This is a genomic window from Balneatrix alpica DSM 16621 (assembly GCF_000619885.1).
Lineage (GTDB): Bacteria > Pseudomonadota > Gammaproteobacteria > Pseudomonadales > Balneatricaceae > Balneatrix > Balneatrix alpica.
In genome coordinates this window covers 532193-546248 of sequence record NZ_KK211039.1, presented here as the reverse complement: position 1 = coordinate 546248, position 14056 = coordinate 532193, and the positions used below count along the sequence as shown (strand labels likewise).

17 protein-coding genes are annotated in these 14056 nt (G+C 51.6%); 15 read left to right on the top strand and 2 right to left on the bottom strand.

Translation table 11 applies throughout. From position 1 onward, the window contains the following. Window positions 1-31 precede the first annotated feature (31 nt). From Q334_RS0111890 to nadA, 13 genes are all read left to right on the top strand, one after another. A complete protein-coding gene (locus Q334_RS0111890; protein WP_027313406.1) occupies window positions 32-766 on the top strand; it encodes a YebC/PmpR family DNA-binding transcriptional regulator in 735 nt (244 codons plus the stop codon). A gap of 142 nt (window positions 767-908) precedes the next feature. Next, a complete protein-coding gene (ruvC, locus tag Q334_RS0111885; protein WP_027313405.1) occupies window positions 909-1400 on the top strand; it encodes a crossover junction endodeoxyribonuclease RuvC in 492 nt (163 codons plus the stop codon). Between the two features lie 85 nt (window positions 1401-1485). Then, entirely contained in the window at window positions 1486-2127 is a 642-nt protein-coding gene (locus Q334_RS0111880) for a trimeric intracellular cation channel family protein (protein ID WP_027313404.1), read from the top strand. Beyond that, window positions 2124-2756, top strand: coding sequence for a Holliday junction branch migration protein RuvA (gene ruvA / locus Q334_RS0111875; RefSeq protein ID WP_027313403.1), 633 nt, complete (start codon window positions 2124-2126; stop codon window positions 2754-2756). The genes Q334_RS0111880 and ruvA overlap by 4 nt, the downstream gene beginning before the upstream one ends. Window positions 2757-2759: 3 nt before the next feature. After that, window positions 2760-3782 (top strand): Holliday junction branch migration DNA helicase RuvB, encoded by a 1023-nt coding sequence (gene ruvB, locus Q334_RS0111870; RefSeq protein WP_027313402.1) that lies wholly within the window; start codon window positions 2760-2762, stop codon window positions 3780-3782. A gap of 61 nt (window positions 3783-3843) precedes the next feature. Next, window positions 3844-4152, top strand: a complete 309-nt coding sequence (locus Q334_RS20085) for a TraR/DksA family transcriptional regulator (RefSeq protein ID WP_051527757.1) — start codon at window positions 3844-3846, stop codon at window positions 4150-4152. A 227-nt stretch (window positions 4153-4379) separates the two neighbouring features. Continuing rightward, window positions 4380-5051: a protein TolQ gene (gene tolQ / locus Q334_RS0111860; RefSeq protein WP_035461540.1), complete on the top strand. Its 672-nt coding sequence runs from the start codon at window positions 4380-4382 to the stop codon at window positions 5049-5051. 7 nt (window positions 5052-5058) lie between these two features. Continuing rightward, on the top strand, window positions 5059-5472 hold the full coding sequence (gene tolR, locus Q334_RS0111855) for a protein TolR (protein WP_155888987.1): 414 nt from the start codon (window positions 5059-5061) through the stop codon (window positions 5470-5472). A gap of 5 nt (window positions 5473-5477) precedes the next feature. Continuing rightward, window positions 5478-6614 carry a cell envelope integrity protein TolA gene (gene tolA / locus Q334_RS0111850; protein WP_027313399.1) on the top strand — a complete coding sequence of 379 codons (1137 nt, stop codon included), beginning with the start codon at window positions 5478-5480 and terminating at the stop codon, window positions 6612-6614. Window positions 6615-6622: 8 nt separating this feature from the next. Further along, window positions 6623-7906 (top strand): Tol-Pal system beta propeller repeat protein TolB, encoded by a 1284-nt coding sequence (tolB, locus tag Q334_RS0111845; protein ID WP_035461377.1) that lies wholly within the window; start codon window positions 6623-6625, stop codon window positions 7904-7906. A gap of 57 nt (window positions 7907-7963) precedes the next feature. After that, window positions 7964-8464, top strand: coding sequence for a peptidoglycan-associated lipoprotein Pal (pal, locus tag Q334_RS0111840; protein WP_027313397.1), 501 nt, complete (start codon window positions 7964-7966; stop codon window positions 8462-8464). Between the two features lie 8 nt (window positions 8465-8472). Then, window positions 8473-9264 carry a tol-pal system protein YbgF gene (gene ybgF / locus Q334_RS18980; RefSeq protein ID WP_035461375.1) on the top strand — a complete coding sequence of 264 codons (792 nt, stop codon included), beginning with the start codon at window positions 8473-8475 and terminating at the stop codon, window positions 9262-9264. A 164-nt stretch (window positions 9265-9428) separates the two neighbouring features. Beyond that, the gene (gene nadA / locus Q334_RS0111830; protein ID WP_027313396.1) at window positions 9429-10481 is read left to right on the top strand and encodes a quinolinate synthase NadA; all 1053 of its coding nucleotides are present in this window, start codon (window positions 9429-9431) and stop codon (window positions 10479-10481) included. 16 nt (window positions 10482-10497) lie between these two features. Here nadA and Q334_RS0111825 read toward each other — a convergent pair whose 3' ends face one another. Continuing rightward, a complete protein-coding gene (locus Q334_RS0111825) occupies window positions 10498-11940 on the bottom strand; it encodes a M48 family metalloprotease (RefSeq protein ID WP_027313395.1) in 1443 nt (480 codons plus the stop codon). 151 nt (window positions 11941-12091) lie between these two features. Here Q334_RS0111825 and Q334_RS0111820 point away from each other — a divergent pair, with 151 nt between their 5' ends. Next, window positions 12092-12325, top strand: a complete 234-nt coding sequence (locus Q334_RS0111820) for a sulfurtransferase TusA family protein (RefSeq protein ID WP_027313394.1) — start codon at window positions 12092-12094, stop codon at window positions 12323-12325. Continuing rightward, entirely contained in the window at window positions 12326-13396 is a 1071-nt protein-coding gene (locus Q334_RS0111815) for an AI-2E family transporter (protein WP_027313393.1), read from the top strand. A 63-nt stretch (window positions 13397-13459) separates the two neighbouring features. Here Q334_RS0111815 and Q334_RS0111810 read toward each other — a convergent pair whose 3' ends face one another. Next, a complete protein-coding gene (locus Q334_RS0111810; protein WP_027313392.1) occupies window positions 13460-13930 on the bottom strand; it encodes a peroxiredoxin in 471 nt (156 codons plus the stop codon). Between the last annotated feature and the right edge of the window lie 126 nt (window positions 13931-14056).

Below are 14056 nucleotides of genomic sequence, written 5' to 3'. Positions count from 1 at the left end.
CTGAGATGCTAATTAAAGTCTGGAGACGATAATGGCAGGTCATAGTAAATGGGCCAACATCAAACACCGTAAAGCGGCCCAGGATGCCAAGCGTGGCAAAATTTTCACCAAACTGATTCGTGAATTAACGGTAGCGGCTAAAACCGGCAGCCCGGTTGCGGAAGATAATCCCCGGTTGCGTGCAGCAATAGAGAAGGCGCGCCTGGCTAACATGAGTCGGGAGACGGTAGAGCGGGCGATTGCCCGGGGTGCAGGGGCGGGTAATGATGACAACTATGATGAGCTGACCTATGAAGGTTACGGCCCGGGTGGGGTGGCGATCATGGTTGAATGCATGACCGACAATATCAACCGTACCGTGGCCAATGTGCGGGCGGCCTTTACTAAGGCTGGCGGTAATCTGGGAACCAATGGTTCGGTGGCTTATCTGTTCGATAAAAAAGGCCTGATTACCTTTGCTGAGCTAAGTGAAGACCAGGTCATGGAAGTGGCGTTAGAAGCTGGGGCTGAGGATATTCAGGTAAATGATGATGGCTCCATTGATGTTTATACCGATCCACTGGAGTTCGTACAGGTGAAAGAAGCGATGCAGGCAGCGGGACTGGAGCCTGTGCATGCAGAGGTAGCGATGATTGCCGCGACCCGTGCTCCCTTGGATATCGAAGGCGCACAGAAGATTCTCAAGTTAATCGACGTGCTGGAAGATCTTGACGATGTACAGGCGGTATTCCACAACGCCGATATTCCAGAAGAGGCGATGCTATAAGTCATTGGCTTACTGATAGGGCCCGGCCGGCTGGTCGGGCTTTTTATTGTATATATATACAGTTTGAATGAAATCTCCTAAGATGCGCACAGAATGAAGGTAGAGACCTGTAACAGGGTAATGGGGGAGAGCAGGCGGACAGATGGCAGTCATTTTAGGAATTGATCCCGGCTCGCGTATTACTGGTTATGGCGTGATCCGCCAGCGCGGCATGCAACTGGAATATGTAGCCAGTGGCTGTCTGCGTTTGCAGGGCGATAACTTGGCAGAACGTTTACAGCAGATTTATGCGGGATTGGGACAGATCATCGAATGGCATCAACCCCAGGAGTCAGCGATTGAGCGGGTATTTATGGCGCGTAACCCGGACTCGGCATTAAAGCTTGGCCAAGCACGGGGGGTGGCGATTTTGGCGCTTGCCCAGGCCAAACTACCTGTTGCGGAATATGCCGCCAGGGAAGTCAAACTAGCGGTTGTGGGGAAGGGTAGTGCGGAAAAACAGCAAATTCAGCATATGGTGAAGGCACTACTGAAACTGCCAGGTTTACCCCAGGTAGATGCTGCTGATGCTCTTGCAATCGCCATCTGCCATGCTTACCAGAGATTAGCGCAGGTGCGTTTGGCTGGGGCCTAATGCCTTGATCTGCACTTTCTGTGTGGTAGTGCATTGGATTGCGAAAGTTTTGTTGTGAAAGTTTTTGAAGAGAGTTGAGTGCGTTATGACTGCTGCAGCAGTAATCAGTTTTTTGGATCATTTTGGCATTATCGTTTTTGCGGTTGCCGGAGCACTACGCGGCTGTCAGAAAGGCTTGGATATTTTTGGCGTGCTCGTGTTTGCCATTGTGACGGCCACTGGCGGTGGTACCCTGCGCGATATATTGATGGGGGATTTGCCGGTTAACTGGATGCGCGATAACACCTATCTGTGGCTGGCGATTATCAGTGGTGCCTTTACTTTCTTTTATGCAGGCCGCGGGCCGATTCCTTTGCGGGCATTAACCGTGGCGGACGCGGTAGGGTTAGCGGTGTTTACCGTCTTGGGTGCGGATAAAGCCCTGGAGGCCGGAATGGCACCGGTTATCGTAGTGGTGATGGCGGTGATGACTGGCTGTGTGGGGGGAATTATCCGCGATGTGCTGGCGGGTGAAATTCCATTGATTTTTCATAAGGAAATTTATGCCACTGCTGCTATTGCTGGGGCCCTGGTTTATGTGGGATTAACCCATGCAGGAATTAGTGGCTGGTGGGTGCCGTGGCTGGCAATGGCGGTAGTGTTGGGGTTGCGCTTGGCTGCAATTTTGTTTGATTTGCGTTTGCCGCGCTTTTTGTCCATGCCGGCCTATCAAGAGGAGACGAAATGATCGGACGGTTAGAAGGCATCATTCTGGAAAAACAGCCGCCTCAGTTGTTAGTCGATGTGGCAGGGGTAGGCTATGAAGTGGAGGCCAGTATGCAGACCCACTTCCGTTTGCCGGAACGGGGCAAGAAGGTGGTGCTGTATACCCATCATCTGGTTCGTGAAGATGCGCAGCTGCTGTACGGTTTTGTTGAGCGGCAGGAGCGGGATCTGTTTCGAGTGCTGATTAAAGTCAACGGCGTTGGGCCTAAGCTAGCCTTGGCTATTCTCTCTACCCTTAATATCAAAGAGCTGGTAACGGTAGTGCACCACCAGGATGTGCAGCGCTTGGTGAAGGTTCCTGGCGTGGGTAAGAAGACTGCCGAGCGCCTGCTGGTAGAGCTGCGTGATCGGCTGGATGGTTGGTTGGAGTTGCAGGAGCCAGAACACTTCTCCTTGCAAGCTCAGGGAGTAGAGGTGCAGTTGAAAGAACCGGATATGCGGATGGAGGCGGAGCAGGCGCTGTTGGCATTGGGCTATAAACCGGCGGAAGCGAGTCGGCTGTTAATGCAGGCGGAAAAGCAATTGCCGGCGGAGCAGCGTACGCTAGAGGCATTGATTAAGCAGGCCCTGAAAATGATGGCGGCGGGTTAATACATGATAGAGGCGGATCGTTTTATTACCCCTAAGGCTCAACAAGGGGAGGAGTCGCTGGATCGAGCGATTCGACCTAAGCGTTTGGCGGATTATGTGGGGCAGCCGGTGGTGCGCGAGCAGCTTGAAGTGTTTATTCAAGCGGCTAAACAGCGCAGTGAAGCTCTCGACCACACCTTGGTATTTGGGCCGCCCGGGCTAGGGAAAACCACTTTGGCGAATATTGTCGCTAATGAAATGGGGGTAAATATCCGCGCTACCTCTGGGCCTGTCCTGGAAAAGGCGGGAGATTTGGCGGCAATGCTGACCAACCTTGAGCCGATGGATGTGCTCTTTATTGATGAAATTCACCGCTTGAGTCCGGCGGTGGAGGAAGTGCTCTATCCCGCGATGGAAGACTATCAGCTCGACATCATGATTGGTGAGGGGCCAGCAGCTCGTTCGATTAAACTGGATTTACCACCTTTTACTCTGATTGGTGCCACCACTCGTGCGGGCTTATTGACCTCCCCCCTGCGCGATCGTTTTGGCATCGTGCAGCGCCTGGAGTTTTATTCCGTCGAAGACTTGAGTCAAATCGTTACCCGTTCAGCTATCCTGTCTGGGGTGCAAATAGAAGCAGAGGGTGCCTGGGAAATTGCCCGCCGGGCACGGGGTACACCGCGAATTGCCAATCGTCTATTGCGTCGGGCACGGGATTTCGCTGAGGTTAAGCATCAAGGGGTGATTACCAAGCTGGTAGCGGATCAAGCGCTGAATATGCTCAATGTTGATGCCCAAGGCTTTGATCATTTGGATCGGCGCTTATTGCTGGCGTTGCTAGAGCATTTTAATGGTGGTCCTGTGGGGGTAGAAAGCTTAGCGGCAGCCATTAGCGAGGAGCGTGACACGATTGAGGATGTGTTGGAGCCCTATCTGATTCAGCAGGGCTACCTGATGCGGACGCCGCGAGGGCGCATGGCAACCGATAAGGCCTACCTGCACTTTGGTTTGACATCGCCGAGGGCTCCATCGGCATCCGACTGACCTGCATCATAGTTTTTCTTGCGGGGCGCACTAGACTGGCCGAAACGATGGGGGGCAGTCTATGTTGACGACGCTGCAGGTACTGCGCATTAAGCGCCAATTAGAAGATTATGAGCATCAGCTGCTGAATGATCTGCAGCAAGAAGAAGTCATGTTTGGTGGTCATCATGGACGTCAGGCTGGTAATCCGATGGTGGTACGACGCACCAGTCAACGCTTGCTGGAAACCCAAGCTGCACTATCGCGTATTGATGAAGGTGACTACGGTATCTGCTGTGATTGTGGTCGGGATATTCAGTTACAAAAGCTACAAGAAAACCCGTTAGCGACCCGTTGTCACCGTTGTCAGTTCGATAACGAAAAAAATTGATCTTCACGCGCAAAAAATATCAGACAACTCCCCCCTTTTATTTCTGCTGTCTCGTCACTATCCTGTGCCCCGCCCTGGTTCTGTGTGGAATGAGGGTGAGATACATTTTGTAATTTTTTTTGTTGTAGTCTGTTAGGGGTTTGGTGTTCAGTCTGAGCAAAATCCTTTAGGCTAGCCGTTTCTGTTTGAATGAAGTGTGCAGGAGAGAGTGAGTGGCAGCGGATCATATGTCCATATGGAGCCTAGTGGCCAATGCGAGCGTATTGGTGCAGCTGGTAATGCTAATACTGCTGATGGCTTCGGTATTGTCTTGGATTGTGATCTTTCAGCGTCGCACTATTTTGTCTCGTGCTGGTAATGCACTGGAAGAATTTGAGGATCGCTTTTGGTCTGGCATGGATTTAAGCCGCCTCTATCGTGAAGTCTCGGCTAACCCTGATCCTGATAGTGGTATCGAGAGCGTTTTTGTGGCGGGGATTAAAGAGTTTTCCCGCCTGCGTCAGCAACCTGCGACTGATCCTGAAGTGGTCATGCAGGGCGTGCAACGCGCGTTGAAAGTGGCGGTATCCAAAGAGCAGGACAAGTTAGAGATCCATTTGCCGTTTTTGGCAACGGTGGGTTCAGTAAGTCCTTATATCGGCCTATTCGGAACTGTGTGGGGGATTATGAACTCCTTCCGCGGCTTGGCTAACGTACAGCAAGCAACCTTGGCAACGGTAGCGCCGGGTATTGCTGAAGCCCTCATTGCCACGGCCATTGGCTTGTTTGCAGCTATCCCTGCGGTGGTGGCCTATAACCGCTACAGTGCTCAGGTTGATCGCTTGCTTAATCGATATGAAACCTTTGCGGAAGAATTTACTGCCATACTGCACCGTAAACTTCATACGGTAGATGGCTGAGGTTGTTATGGCTCGTCGTGAACGCCGCTTAAATGCGGAGATGAACGTAGTACCTTACATCGATGTGATGATGGTGTTGTTGGTGATCTTCATGGTGACTGCGCCGATGCTAACCCAAGGGGTGTCGGTTGAGCTGCCTAAGGCCCCAGCAGAGCCAGTTGAAGTTGAGCAAAATCAGGAACCCATTGTGGTCACGGTGAATGCGGAAGGCTTGTACTTTTTGAGTCACGGCGGCAAAGACACAGACCCGGTTGAGCTCACTCTGATTCAGGAACAGGTTAGTAAAATCCTGGAGCAGCAACCCAAGACAAAAGTACTGGTTCGTGGAGACAAAAAGGTCGAGTACCAAATGGTGATTGGCCTGATGGTGGCCCTGCAAGAAGCTGGGGCTGGTACGGTAGGTTTGGTGACTGAGCCCTAATAGCTGTGTGGAAACTGGATCGCAGCTACCTGCTGCCAACAATTCTTGCTGTTGCCATGCATATTCTGTTGCTGGCAGCCTTTGTGGTGAACTGGGCATTTAAGTTTCAGGCGACTCCACAGCAAGTGGTGCCTCACTATGTTGAGGCAGAGATGATTGACCTAAAAGCCCTGACCAAAAACTCGCAGAATACGAGTCAGCAGGTGCAACGCCCGGATGAGAAAGAAAAACGGGTAGAGAAAGAAAAACGTAAGGCTGAAGAAGCCGCCAAAATTCAAGAAGCTACCCGCGTTGAAGAAGAACAAAAACGGGTAGAGGAAGCTAAACAGCAAGCTGCAGCAGAACAGCAGCGCTTGGCAGAAGAAAAGCGCCAGGCAAAAGAACAGGCGAAAAAAGAAGCTGAAGCCAAGAAAGAGGCAGAAGAAAAGCGCAAGGCCGAAGAGCAAAAGCTAGCGGAAGAAAAAGCCAAGGCTGAAGAGCAAAAGAAAGCTGCTGAAGCCAAGCTAAAAGAAGAGCAAAAGCGCAAAGAAGAAGAGAAGAAAAAAGCCGAAGCAGAAGCCAAGCAGAAGGCTGAGGCGGAGGCGAAGAAGAAAGCTGAGGCGGAAGCGAAGAAGAAGGCTGAAGAAGAAGCCAAGAAGAAAGCCGAAGCAGAGGCGAAGAAGAAGGCAGAAGCCGAAGCGAAGAAGAAAGCTGAGGCAGAGGCGAAGAAAAAGGCCGAAGCAGAAGCTAAAAAGAAAGCGGATGCAGAAGCTAAGCGCAAAGCCGAACAGGCAAGGCAGCAGCAAGAGCTGGAGCGAGCGCTGCAGGATGAATTGAATACTCAGCAGGCGATGGCCGGCGAGCAAAATGTGGCGGATGCGACAGGATATATCCGTGACATGATTAGCCGGGCCTGGTCGCGCCCACCCTCTGCCCGCAATGGCATGGTGGCTGTGGTGAGGGTGAGTCTGATCGACTCTGGCAAGGTTGTAGATGTGCAGATTGTGAAGCGAAGCGGTGATGCTGCCTTTGACTTAAGTGTCGAGCAAGCAGTGTGGCGAGTAGGCCAGTTTGAAGAGCTACAGAAACTAGATCGTAGCTTGTTTGATTCGCGCTTCCGTAAATTTGATTTGGCGTTTAAGCCTGAGGATCTACGTCTGTGAGGATGGCAATGAAAACTTGGTTTAAAGCTTGGTGGTTTCTGGCAGTGCTGTGGATGGGACAGGCCCAGGCAGAGCTCACCATTGAAATTACCAAGGGTATGGATAACCCCACTCCAATCGCTATTGTGCCTTTTAAGTGGGATGGAGCTCCTTTACCTGAAGATGTCAGTGCTATCGTTTCTGCCGATTTGCAGCGCTCTGGTCAGTTTATGCCGCTAGAGCGTGGACGGATGCTGAGCTGGCCCCATGAAGAAAGTCAGGTCTTCTACCGTGACTGGCGCATTATTAAGCAGGACTACCTGGTTATTGGGCGTATGACTCAAGTAGGTGGCCAGTATCAAGCCGAGTATGAGCTTTATGATATTTTGCGTGAGCAGCGTTTGCTGAGTGGTCGTGTAAATGGTGGTCCGGATAATCTGCGTGATATCGCTCACTTTATCAGTGATCAGGTATACGAGAAGCTGACCGGTATTCGTGGTGCATTCTCCACTCGGATCAGTTATGTCTCGGCCCAACGTGGTGGTGCCTTCCGTCTGATTGTGGCCGATGCTGATGGTGCTCGTGCACGGACAATTTTGGAGTCTCGCGAGCCGATTCTGTCACCTAGCTGGTCAAAAGATGGTAAGCGGTTGGCTTATGTATCTTTCGAAACGAGCCGTCCGGCGGTGTATATCCAGGATCTGTCAACCGGTCAGCGTCAGCGCTTGAAGTCTTTCCCAGGGCTGAACGGTGCGCCGAGTTGGTCGCCCGATGGTCGTAAGCTGGCGATGGTGTTGTCCAAAGATGGCAACCCTGAAATCTATACCTTTGACATGCAGACCTTGCAGTTGGAGCGAATCACTGAGCACTTTGCCATTGATACCGAACCCAGCTGGGCACCTGATGGTCAGCACATTATTTTTACCTCTGATCGTGGCGGTCAACCACAGATCTACAAGGTCAATATTTATAGCCGCAGCGTGCAGCGCCTGACATTTGAAGGCAACTACAATAGCCGCGGTAAGCTGAGTGCGGATGGTCGCTTCTTAGTGACAGTACACCGTAATCAGCGTGGTGGAATTTTCCACGTCGCCGTCCATGACCTCCAAAACGGACGCGTTTACATCCTGACCGATACCACTTTGGATGAGTCACCCAGTATTGCCCCCAATGGCACCATGGTGATTTACGCAACCAAAGAAGGCGGTCGCGGGGTGCTGGGCGTTGTCTCCATGGATGGTCGGGTGAAGTATCGTTTACCTGATGCTTTCGGTGATGTGCGAGAACCTGACTGGTCGCCCTATCTTAATTAAGCGACTGGTCCCTGAAAAAGTGCAGTTATTAACCACTGTGTATTGGAGTGAATCCAAATGAAACTGTCCGCTGTTAGCAAAGCAATCGCTCTGGGTGTATCCATGGCCTGGTTGGCAGGTTGTAGCTCAACTGGTAAAACCACCGACGCCGGTGCAGGTCAGGGTGCTGACTCTGCTTACGGTTCTGGTGTAGGCAGCCAGGGCGCTATCGACGCTTCCGCTGTTGCCAACGTACCCTCAGTGTTCTATTTTGACTTCGACAAGTCTGACCTGAAGGCTGAGTACCGTGATGCCCTGGCTGTTCACGCCCAGTACATCAATGCTAATCCTTCTGTCCAGGTACGTCTGGAAGGTCACACTGACGAATGGGGTACTCGTGAGTACAACATGGCTCTGGGTGAGCGTCGTGCCAAGACCGTTGAAGCTTTCCTGCGTGGTCAGGGTGTTGACCTCATGCGTATCGAATCCATCAGCTACGGCGAAGAAAAGCCTGCAAATGCTGCAAGCAACAAAGACGCATGGTCTGAAAACCGCCGTGTAGAGCTGAAGTACCAATAAGTTGAACTATGCGTAACAAACCGCTGATTACTTGCTTTTCCCTCTTCGCTGCACTGGGAGCTCCGTTAGCCCAGGCTAATTCGGTTCCGGTTATTGAGGTGCAGCCGGTGGATTCCAACACCCAGGTGTTGGCACCTGCTTATGGCGGGAATGTGCAAGTAATAGGTCAAGGCGGTGGTCGTGCGGACCCTGGGCTTTATGAACAGCTGCAAGCATTGCAGCGTGAGGTTCAGGTTCTGCGTGGGATGGTTGAGCAGCAATCTTATCAGATTGAACAGCTTAAAACCGACCAGCGCGATCGCTACATGGATCTTGATCGGCGGTTATCGCAAGTCAGTTCTGGTGCTAATAGCTCGGCAGCAAGTGCAGATACTGGAAGCGCACCTAGTGCGGCTTCCAGTGCTGCACCTGCCGCGAGTGGCTCAGAACAGGAAGCCTATATGGCTGCGTTTGAATTAGTGCGCCAGCGCTCATTTGACCAAGCAGCACAGGCATATGAAGCCTTTTTGCAAACCTACCCTAACGGTGCTTTAGCTGGTAATGCCTATTACTGGTTAGGTGAAATCTATTTAGCCGTTAGTCCTCCCAAAGCAGATCGTTCTCGTGATGCTTTCAAACAAGTCGTAGAGCGCTTTTCTGATCACCGCAAGGTGCCGGATGCCCTCTATAAGCTGGGTCAACTCAGTGATCGTCAGGGTGATAAAGCTGCTGCTCGCAAGTATTTAGAGCAAGTTGTTAAGCAGCACCCCGATAGCGCTGCAGCGAAGCTGGCTAGCGATTACCTGAAAACTCTGCGCTAAACTGGCCCTGCTAGGCTTTGGGCATATATAATCGCCCGCTTGTGGCCATGGCCTGAGAAGGTGGGCGTGACGCCTTAGTGGAATGGATGTAGTGGGTGAATACTCTATCCAAAGTTCCCTCTGGTAGATTCGCACTTTCTCCATATTAGCTGGATGAGAGAACAATGCTGAGCGAACACGATATCGCGGACAAAATTCTGGTGCGCGAACACTTCGCCCGTATGCATGAGCCGAAGGCGCTGACAGCGGATGAAGTAGAAGGGTATAAGCAGCAGATTAAAGCTTTGTTAAAAGCGCAAAATGCGTGCCTGGTTGCCCATTATTACACTGACCCGGTGCTGCAAGCCTTAGCTGAGGAAACTGGCGGCTGTGTTGCCGACTCCCTGGAAATGGCTCGCTTTGGTAACCAGCATCCTGCTTCCACGTTGGTGGTGGCGGGTGTGCGCTTTATGGGTGAAACGGCGAAAATTCTTAATCCGGAAAAGCGTGTATTAATGCCGACGTTGGAGGCGACCTGCTCGCTGGACGTGGGTTGCCCGATTGAAGAGTTTTCCGCATTTTGTGACGCTCATCCCGAGCGAAAAGTAGTGGTTTACGCCAACACCTCTGCGGCGGTAAAAGCTCGTGCAGATTGGGTGGTGACCTCAAGTTGTGCGCTCGAAATTGTTGAGCATTTAATGGATCAAGGTGAGAAGATCATCTGGGCTCCTGATCAGCATCTGGGGCGCTATATTGAGCGTGAAACCGGGGCAGATATGCTGATGTGGAATGGTGCCTGCATCGTTCACGAAGAGTTTAAAGCCAAAGGTATTCTTGATCTTAAACAGGTTTACCCTGATGCGGCTGTGCTAGTGCACCCTGAGTCTCCTGAGGCCATGTTAGAGGTGGCAGATGTGGTGGGTTCCACCAGTCAGCTGATCAAAGCGGCCTGTAACCTGCCCAATGACACCTTTATTGTGGCAACGGACAAGGGCATCTTCTATAAGATGCAGCAGTTAGCTCCAGGGAAGCGTTTTCTAGAGGCGCCGACTGGTGGACGTGGCGCTACCTGTCGCAGCTGTGCACACTGTCCTTGGATGGCGATGAATGGCCTGGAGAATCTGTTGCAGGTATTGCAGCGGGGTGATCAGGAAATTTTTGTCGATCCTGACTTGCGGGAACGGGCGTTACTGCCTCTGCGCCGCATGCTGGATTTTTCTGTGCAGAAACAGTCTTAAGTCTGTACGGGACAGCTTAGCGCTGTCCCTTTTCCCACTCTTCCCACTCTTTTGCTTCTTGTTCTCTGGCATCCAGAATGCTGGCCTGGGTCGGGGTAATCTTGCGACTATTGCGGGCGTAGTGTACTTGCTTGCGTGCCTGCTCCCAGCTGGCGGTACGCAGGAAGTACTGGATTCGTGCTAGATGAGTGCCTTCTATATCTTTGGCTTTGCCGCGAATTTCGGATAAGTCATACCAGACGTTGGCTTGGTCGCTATGACTGATGCTGAGTTGTTCTAACACTTGCTGTGCGGCTTTTAGATTGCCTTGCTTTTCGTAGGCTTCAGCCAATAGGCGACTTAAACCGAGGTGACCAGGGCTTAAAGCCAGGGCGTCAGACAATGCTTGGCTGGCCTGACTAAAGCGGTCGCTGGCGAGCAGCCATTCTCCTTGTAAGTACTGCACACTGAGTTCAAGTGGGTGGTGCTTGAGCAGCCATTGCATACTGGCAGCAGCTGTCGCCGGTTGTTTGGCATGGATTGCCGCAAGTGTCAGTCCATAATGCTGGGCAGCTTGGGCCGTAGGCTTAAGTTTTTCTTGGAACTGCAGCAACAGAGCGCGTGGGTTTTTGTGTAAGAGCACTTTGGCTCGTACTTGCGCAATCTGGAATGCCAGGGGTTGCTGCTCATTTTGACGAGGGTACTGGCTGGCTCGATTAAGAGTATCTGCTACCCGGTTTTCACTTAATGGGTGAGTGAGCAACATCTCCGGTGGTTTACGACCATGGCCAAAATCCTGGTTGAGTTTGCCTAGCATGCCGGGCATAGCGTAGGGGCTAAAGCCAGCACTGGCTAAGACTTGCATGCCAAGGCGGTCAGCTTCTTGCTCATGGAGACGGCTAAAGGCCAGACTGCGTTGTTGAGCTGCTGCTACGGTAGTGGTGATGGCTGCTCCCCCCACTTGACCATTGTCGGAAGCTGCTGCTGCTAGAATGCTGGCCACGGTGGCGGCGATCCAGAGAGGGCGTTCGTTACGTTCCTGTTGCTTGCGCAATGCATAGTGGCGTTGACTGAGGTGAGCAAGTTCGTGCGCAATGACCGAGGCAAACTGATCCTCGGAGTCGGTATACAGTAGTAGTCCGGCATTGAGGCCAACTAAGCCGCCGGGCACGGCAAAAGCGTTAAGGCCCGCGGAGTTCATTACCAGTAGGCGTAAGTTGCTATTAGGTTGATCGCTGTAAGGGGCTAAGCGGAACAGAATATCGCTGGCGTACTCCAGCAAAATAGGGTCGTCCATTACCTGGCGACTGCCACTTAGCGAACGGTACATGTAATCGCCGATCCTTCCTTCATCATCTAGACTGACCGTGGCTGAGGTTTGGTCGCCCAGGGTAGGGAGGTTGAGATTGAGCGCATGGCTGACAGGGCTGGCGAGAGCGAATGTCAGGGGTAAGGCTAGGGTAATGAGTCGCATAAGCATGAAGGTTCCTCCGCTGCAGCAGTTTAAATCTTGCCTTTGCTTGGGGGCAATGATGCGGGGGTGACAGTTTTTTGCTAATCTGCGGCCCTTGCCCCTGCAGATAAGCAGCGTTGATGGCTGCTTTACCGGACTAAAATCAAGGCGTTAGCAGATGAAGCATGACGTAGAACTGGATGCGAGAGGGCTGGCCTGTCCTCTGCCATTGTTAAAAACTAAGCAGTCCCTGCGCCATATGACTACTGGTCAGGTGCTCTGGGTACGAGCAACGGATGCTGGATCCTGGCGTGATATTCCGGTGTTCGTAAAACATAGTGCCCATCAGTTGGTTGGGCAGCAGGAAGTGGATGGGGCTTTCGAGTATTGGATCAGCAAGGGGGCTGACTAAATGTTAAAGGTGCTTAGCCAGTGGATTGAACGGCACTTTTCTAACGAAGAAGCCTTGGTGTTGTTCTTTCAGTTGTTGTTGGCCTTTATAGTGGTGATCACTATGGGAGGCATGCTGGCGCCGGTTTTTGCCAGTGTGATCTTGGCGTTTCTGCTGCAAGGAGCGGTCAGTCGTGTAAAGCGTTATGGAGTACGCCATTGGCTGGCGGTATCCCTGGTGTTTGTCTTGGCTATCGGGCTTTTCTTTGGTTTTGTGTTGTTTTTCCTGCCAATTATATGGACGCAGTTTAATAATCTGTTGAAAGAGTTGCCGCGGATGTTGGCTGAGGGGCAGGCGTTACTGAATCTGTTACCACAAAAATATCCCACTTTAGTGTCGCCGGAACAGGTGCGGCTGTGGACGGAACAGGCAGCAGGTGAGCTGGGTAAGCTGGGGCAGGTGGTGTTGACCTTTTCCTTATCTTCGATTGCCAATCTGATGACGTTGCTGGTTTATATGGTGCTGATTCCGATCATGATGTTTTTCTTTATGAAGGATGGTAGCCAAATTGTGCATTGGTGGGCGCAACACTTTTTGCCAAAAAAACGTAAGCTATTGCACCAGGTATGGGTGGAGATGGATGCGCAGATTGCGAATTACATTCGTGGCAAGGTCATTGAGATTATTATTGTTGGCGTTGCAACCTATGTCGTCTTTGCCTTTTTGGACTTGCGTTATGCCGCCTTGTTAGCGTTGTTTGTTGGCTTGTCGGTGTTGATCCCCTATATAGGTGCAGCGGTGGTGACTGTACCGGTGGCGATGATTGGCTATTTTCAGTGGGGCTGGTCGAACGAGTTTATCTACCTGATGGTGGGCTACGGTATTATCCAGGCGTTAGATGGAAATGTGCTCGTCCCCTTGTTGTTTTCGGAGGCGGTTAATCTTCATCCGGTAGCGATCATTTTGGCGGTGCTGGTCTTTGGAGGGCTGTGGGGTTTTTGGGGGGTGTTTTTCTCGATCCCGTTGGCAACCCTCTGTAAGGCGGTGCTCTATGCCTGGCCACGCCAGCCGGAGTTAGAAGAGCAAACGTAAGCTGCTGTCAGATTAAGGAAGCCGGGAGGGGCGGCGTGCCACATCCCGGCTTTTTATTATTGATTAGCCCGCTAGTTGTTGTGCGGCAGATAACACTTCAGCGGCGTGTTCTTTAACTTTTACTTTGCGCCATTCTTGACGTAGTACTCCCTGGGCATCAATTAAGAAGGTACTGCGTTCAATCCCCATATGCTCTTTGCCATAAAGCTTTTTTAGCTTAATCACATCAAATAGTTTGCAGAGATTTTCTTCTGGATCGCTGATCAGGGCGAAAGGAAAGTCATGCTTATTACTGAAGTTTTCATGGCTACGCAGACTGTCCCGAGAAACACCGAAAATAACAGTGTTAGCAGCGCTGAACGCAGCGTGTAAATCGCGGAAATCTTGGCTCTCGCTGGTACAGCCGGGGGTGTTGTCTTTGGGGTAGAAATAAATAACGACTTGTTTGCCTTTGAGCTGTTCACTGTGAACGCTGCCTTGTGTGCTCTCGGCGCTAAAGGGTGGGATGGGTTGATTAAGGCTTACTTGGCTCATGAGACCTCCTGCTAAAGCTACAACTATGTAGGGGTAAGTGCTGAAATATCAACTCTATAAGGCATTTAGGCCTGTTGCTTGCCTTTGCTCTGGGGTGCTTTAGAATGGGGCAGCACAAAAATGTCT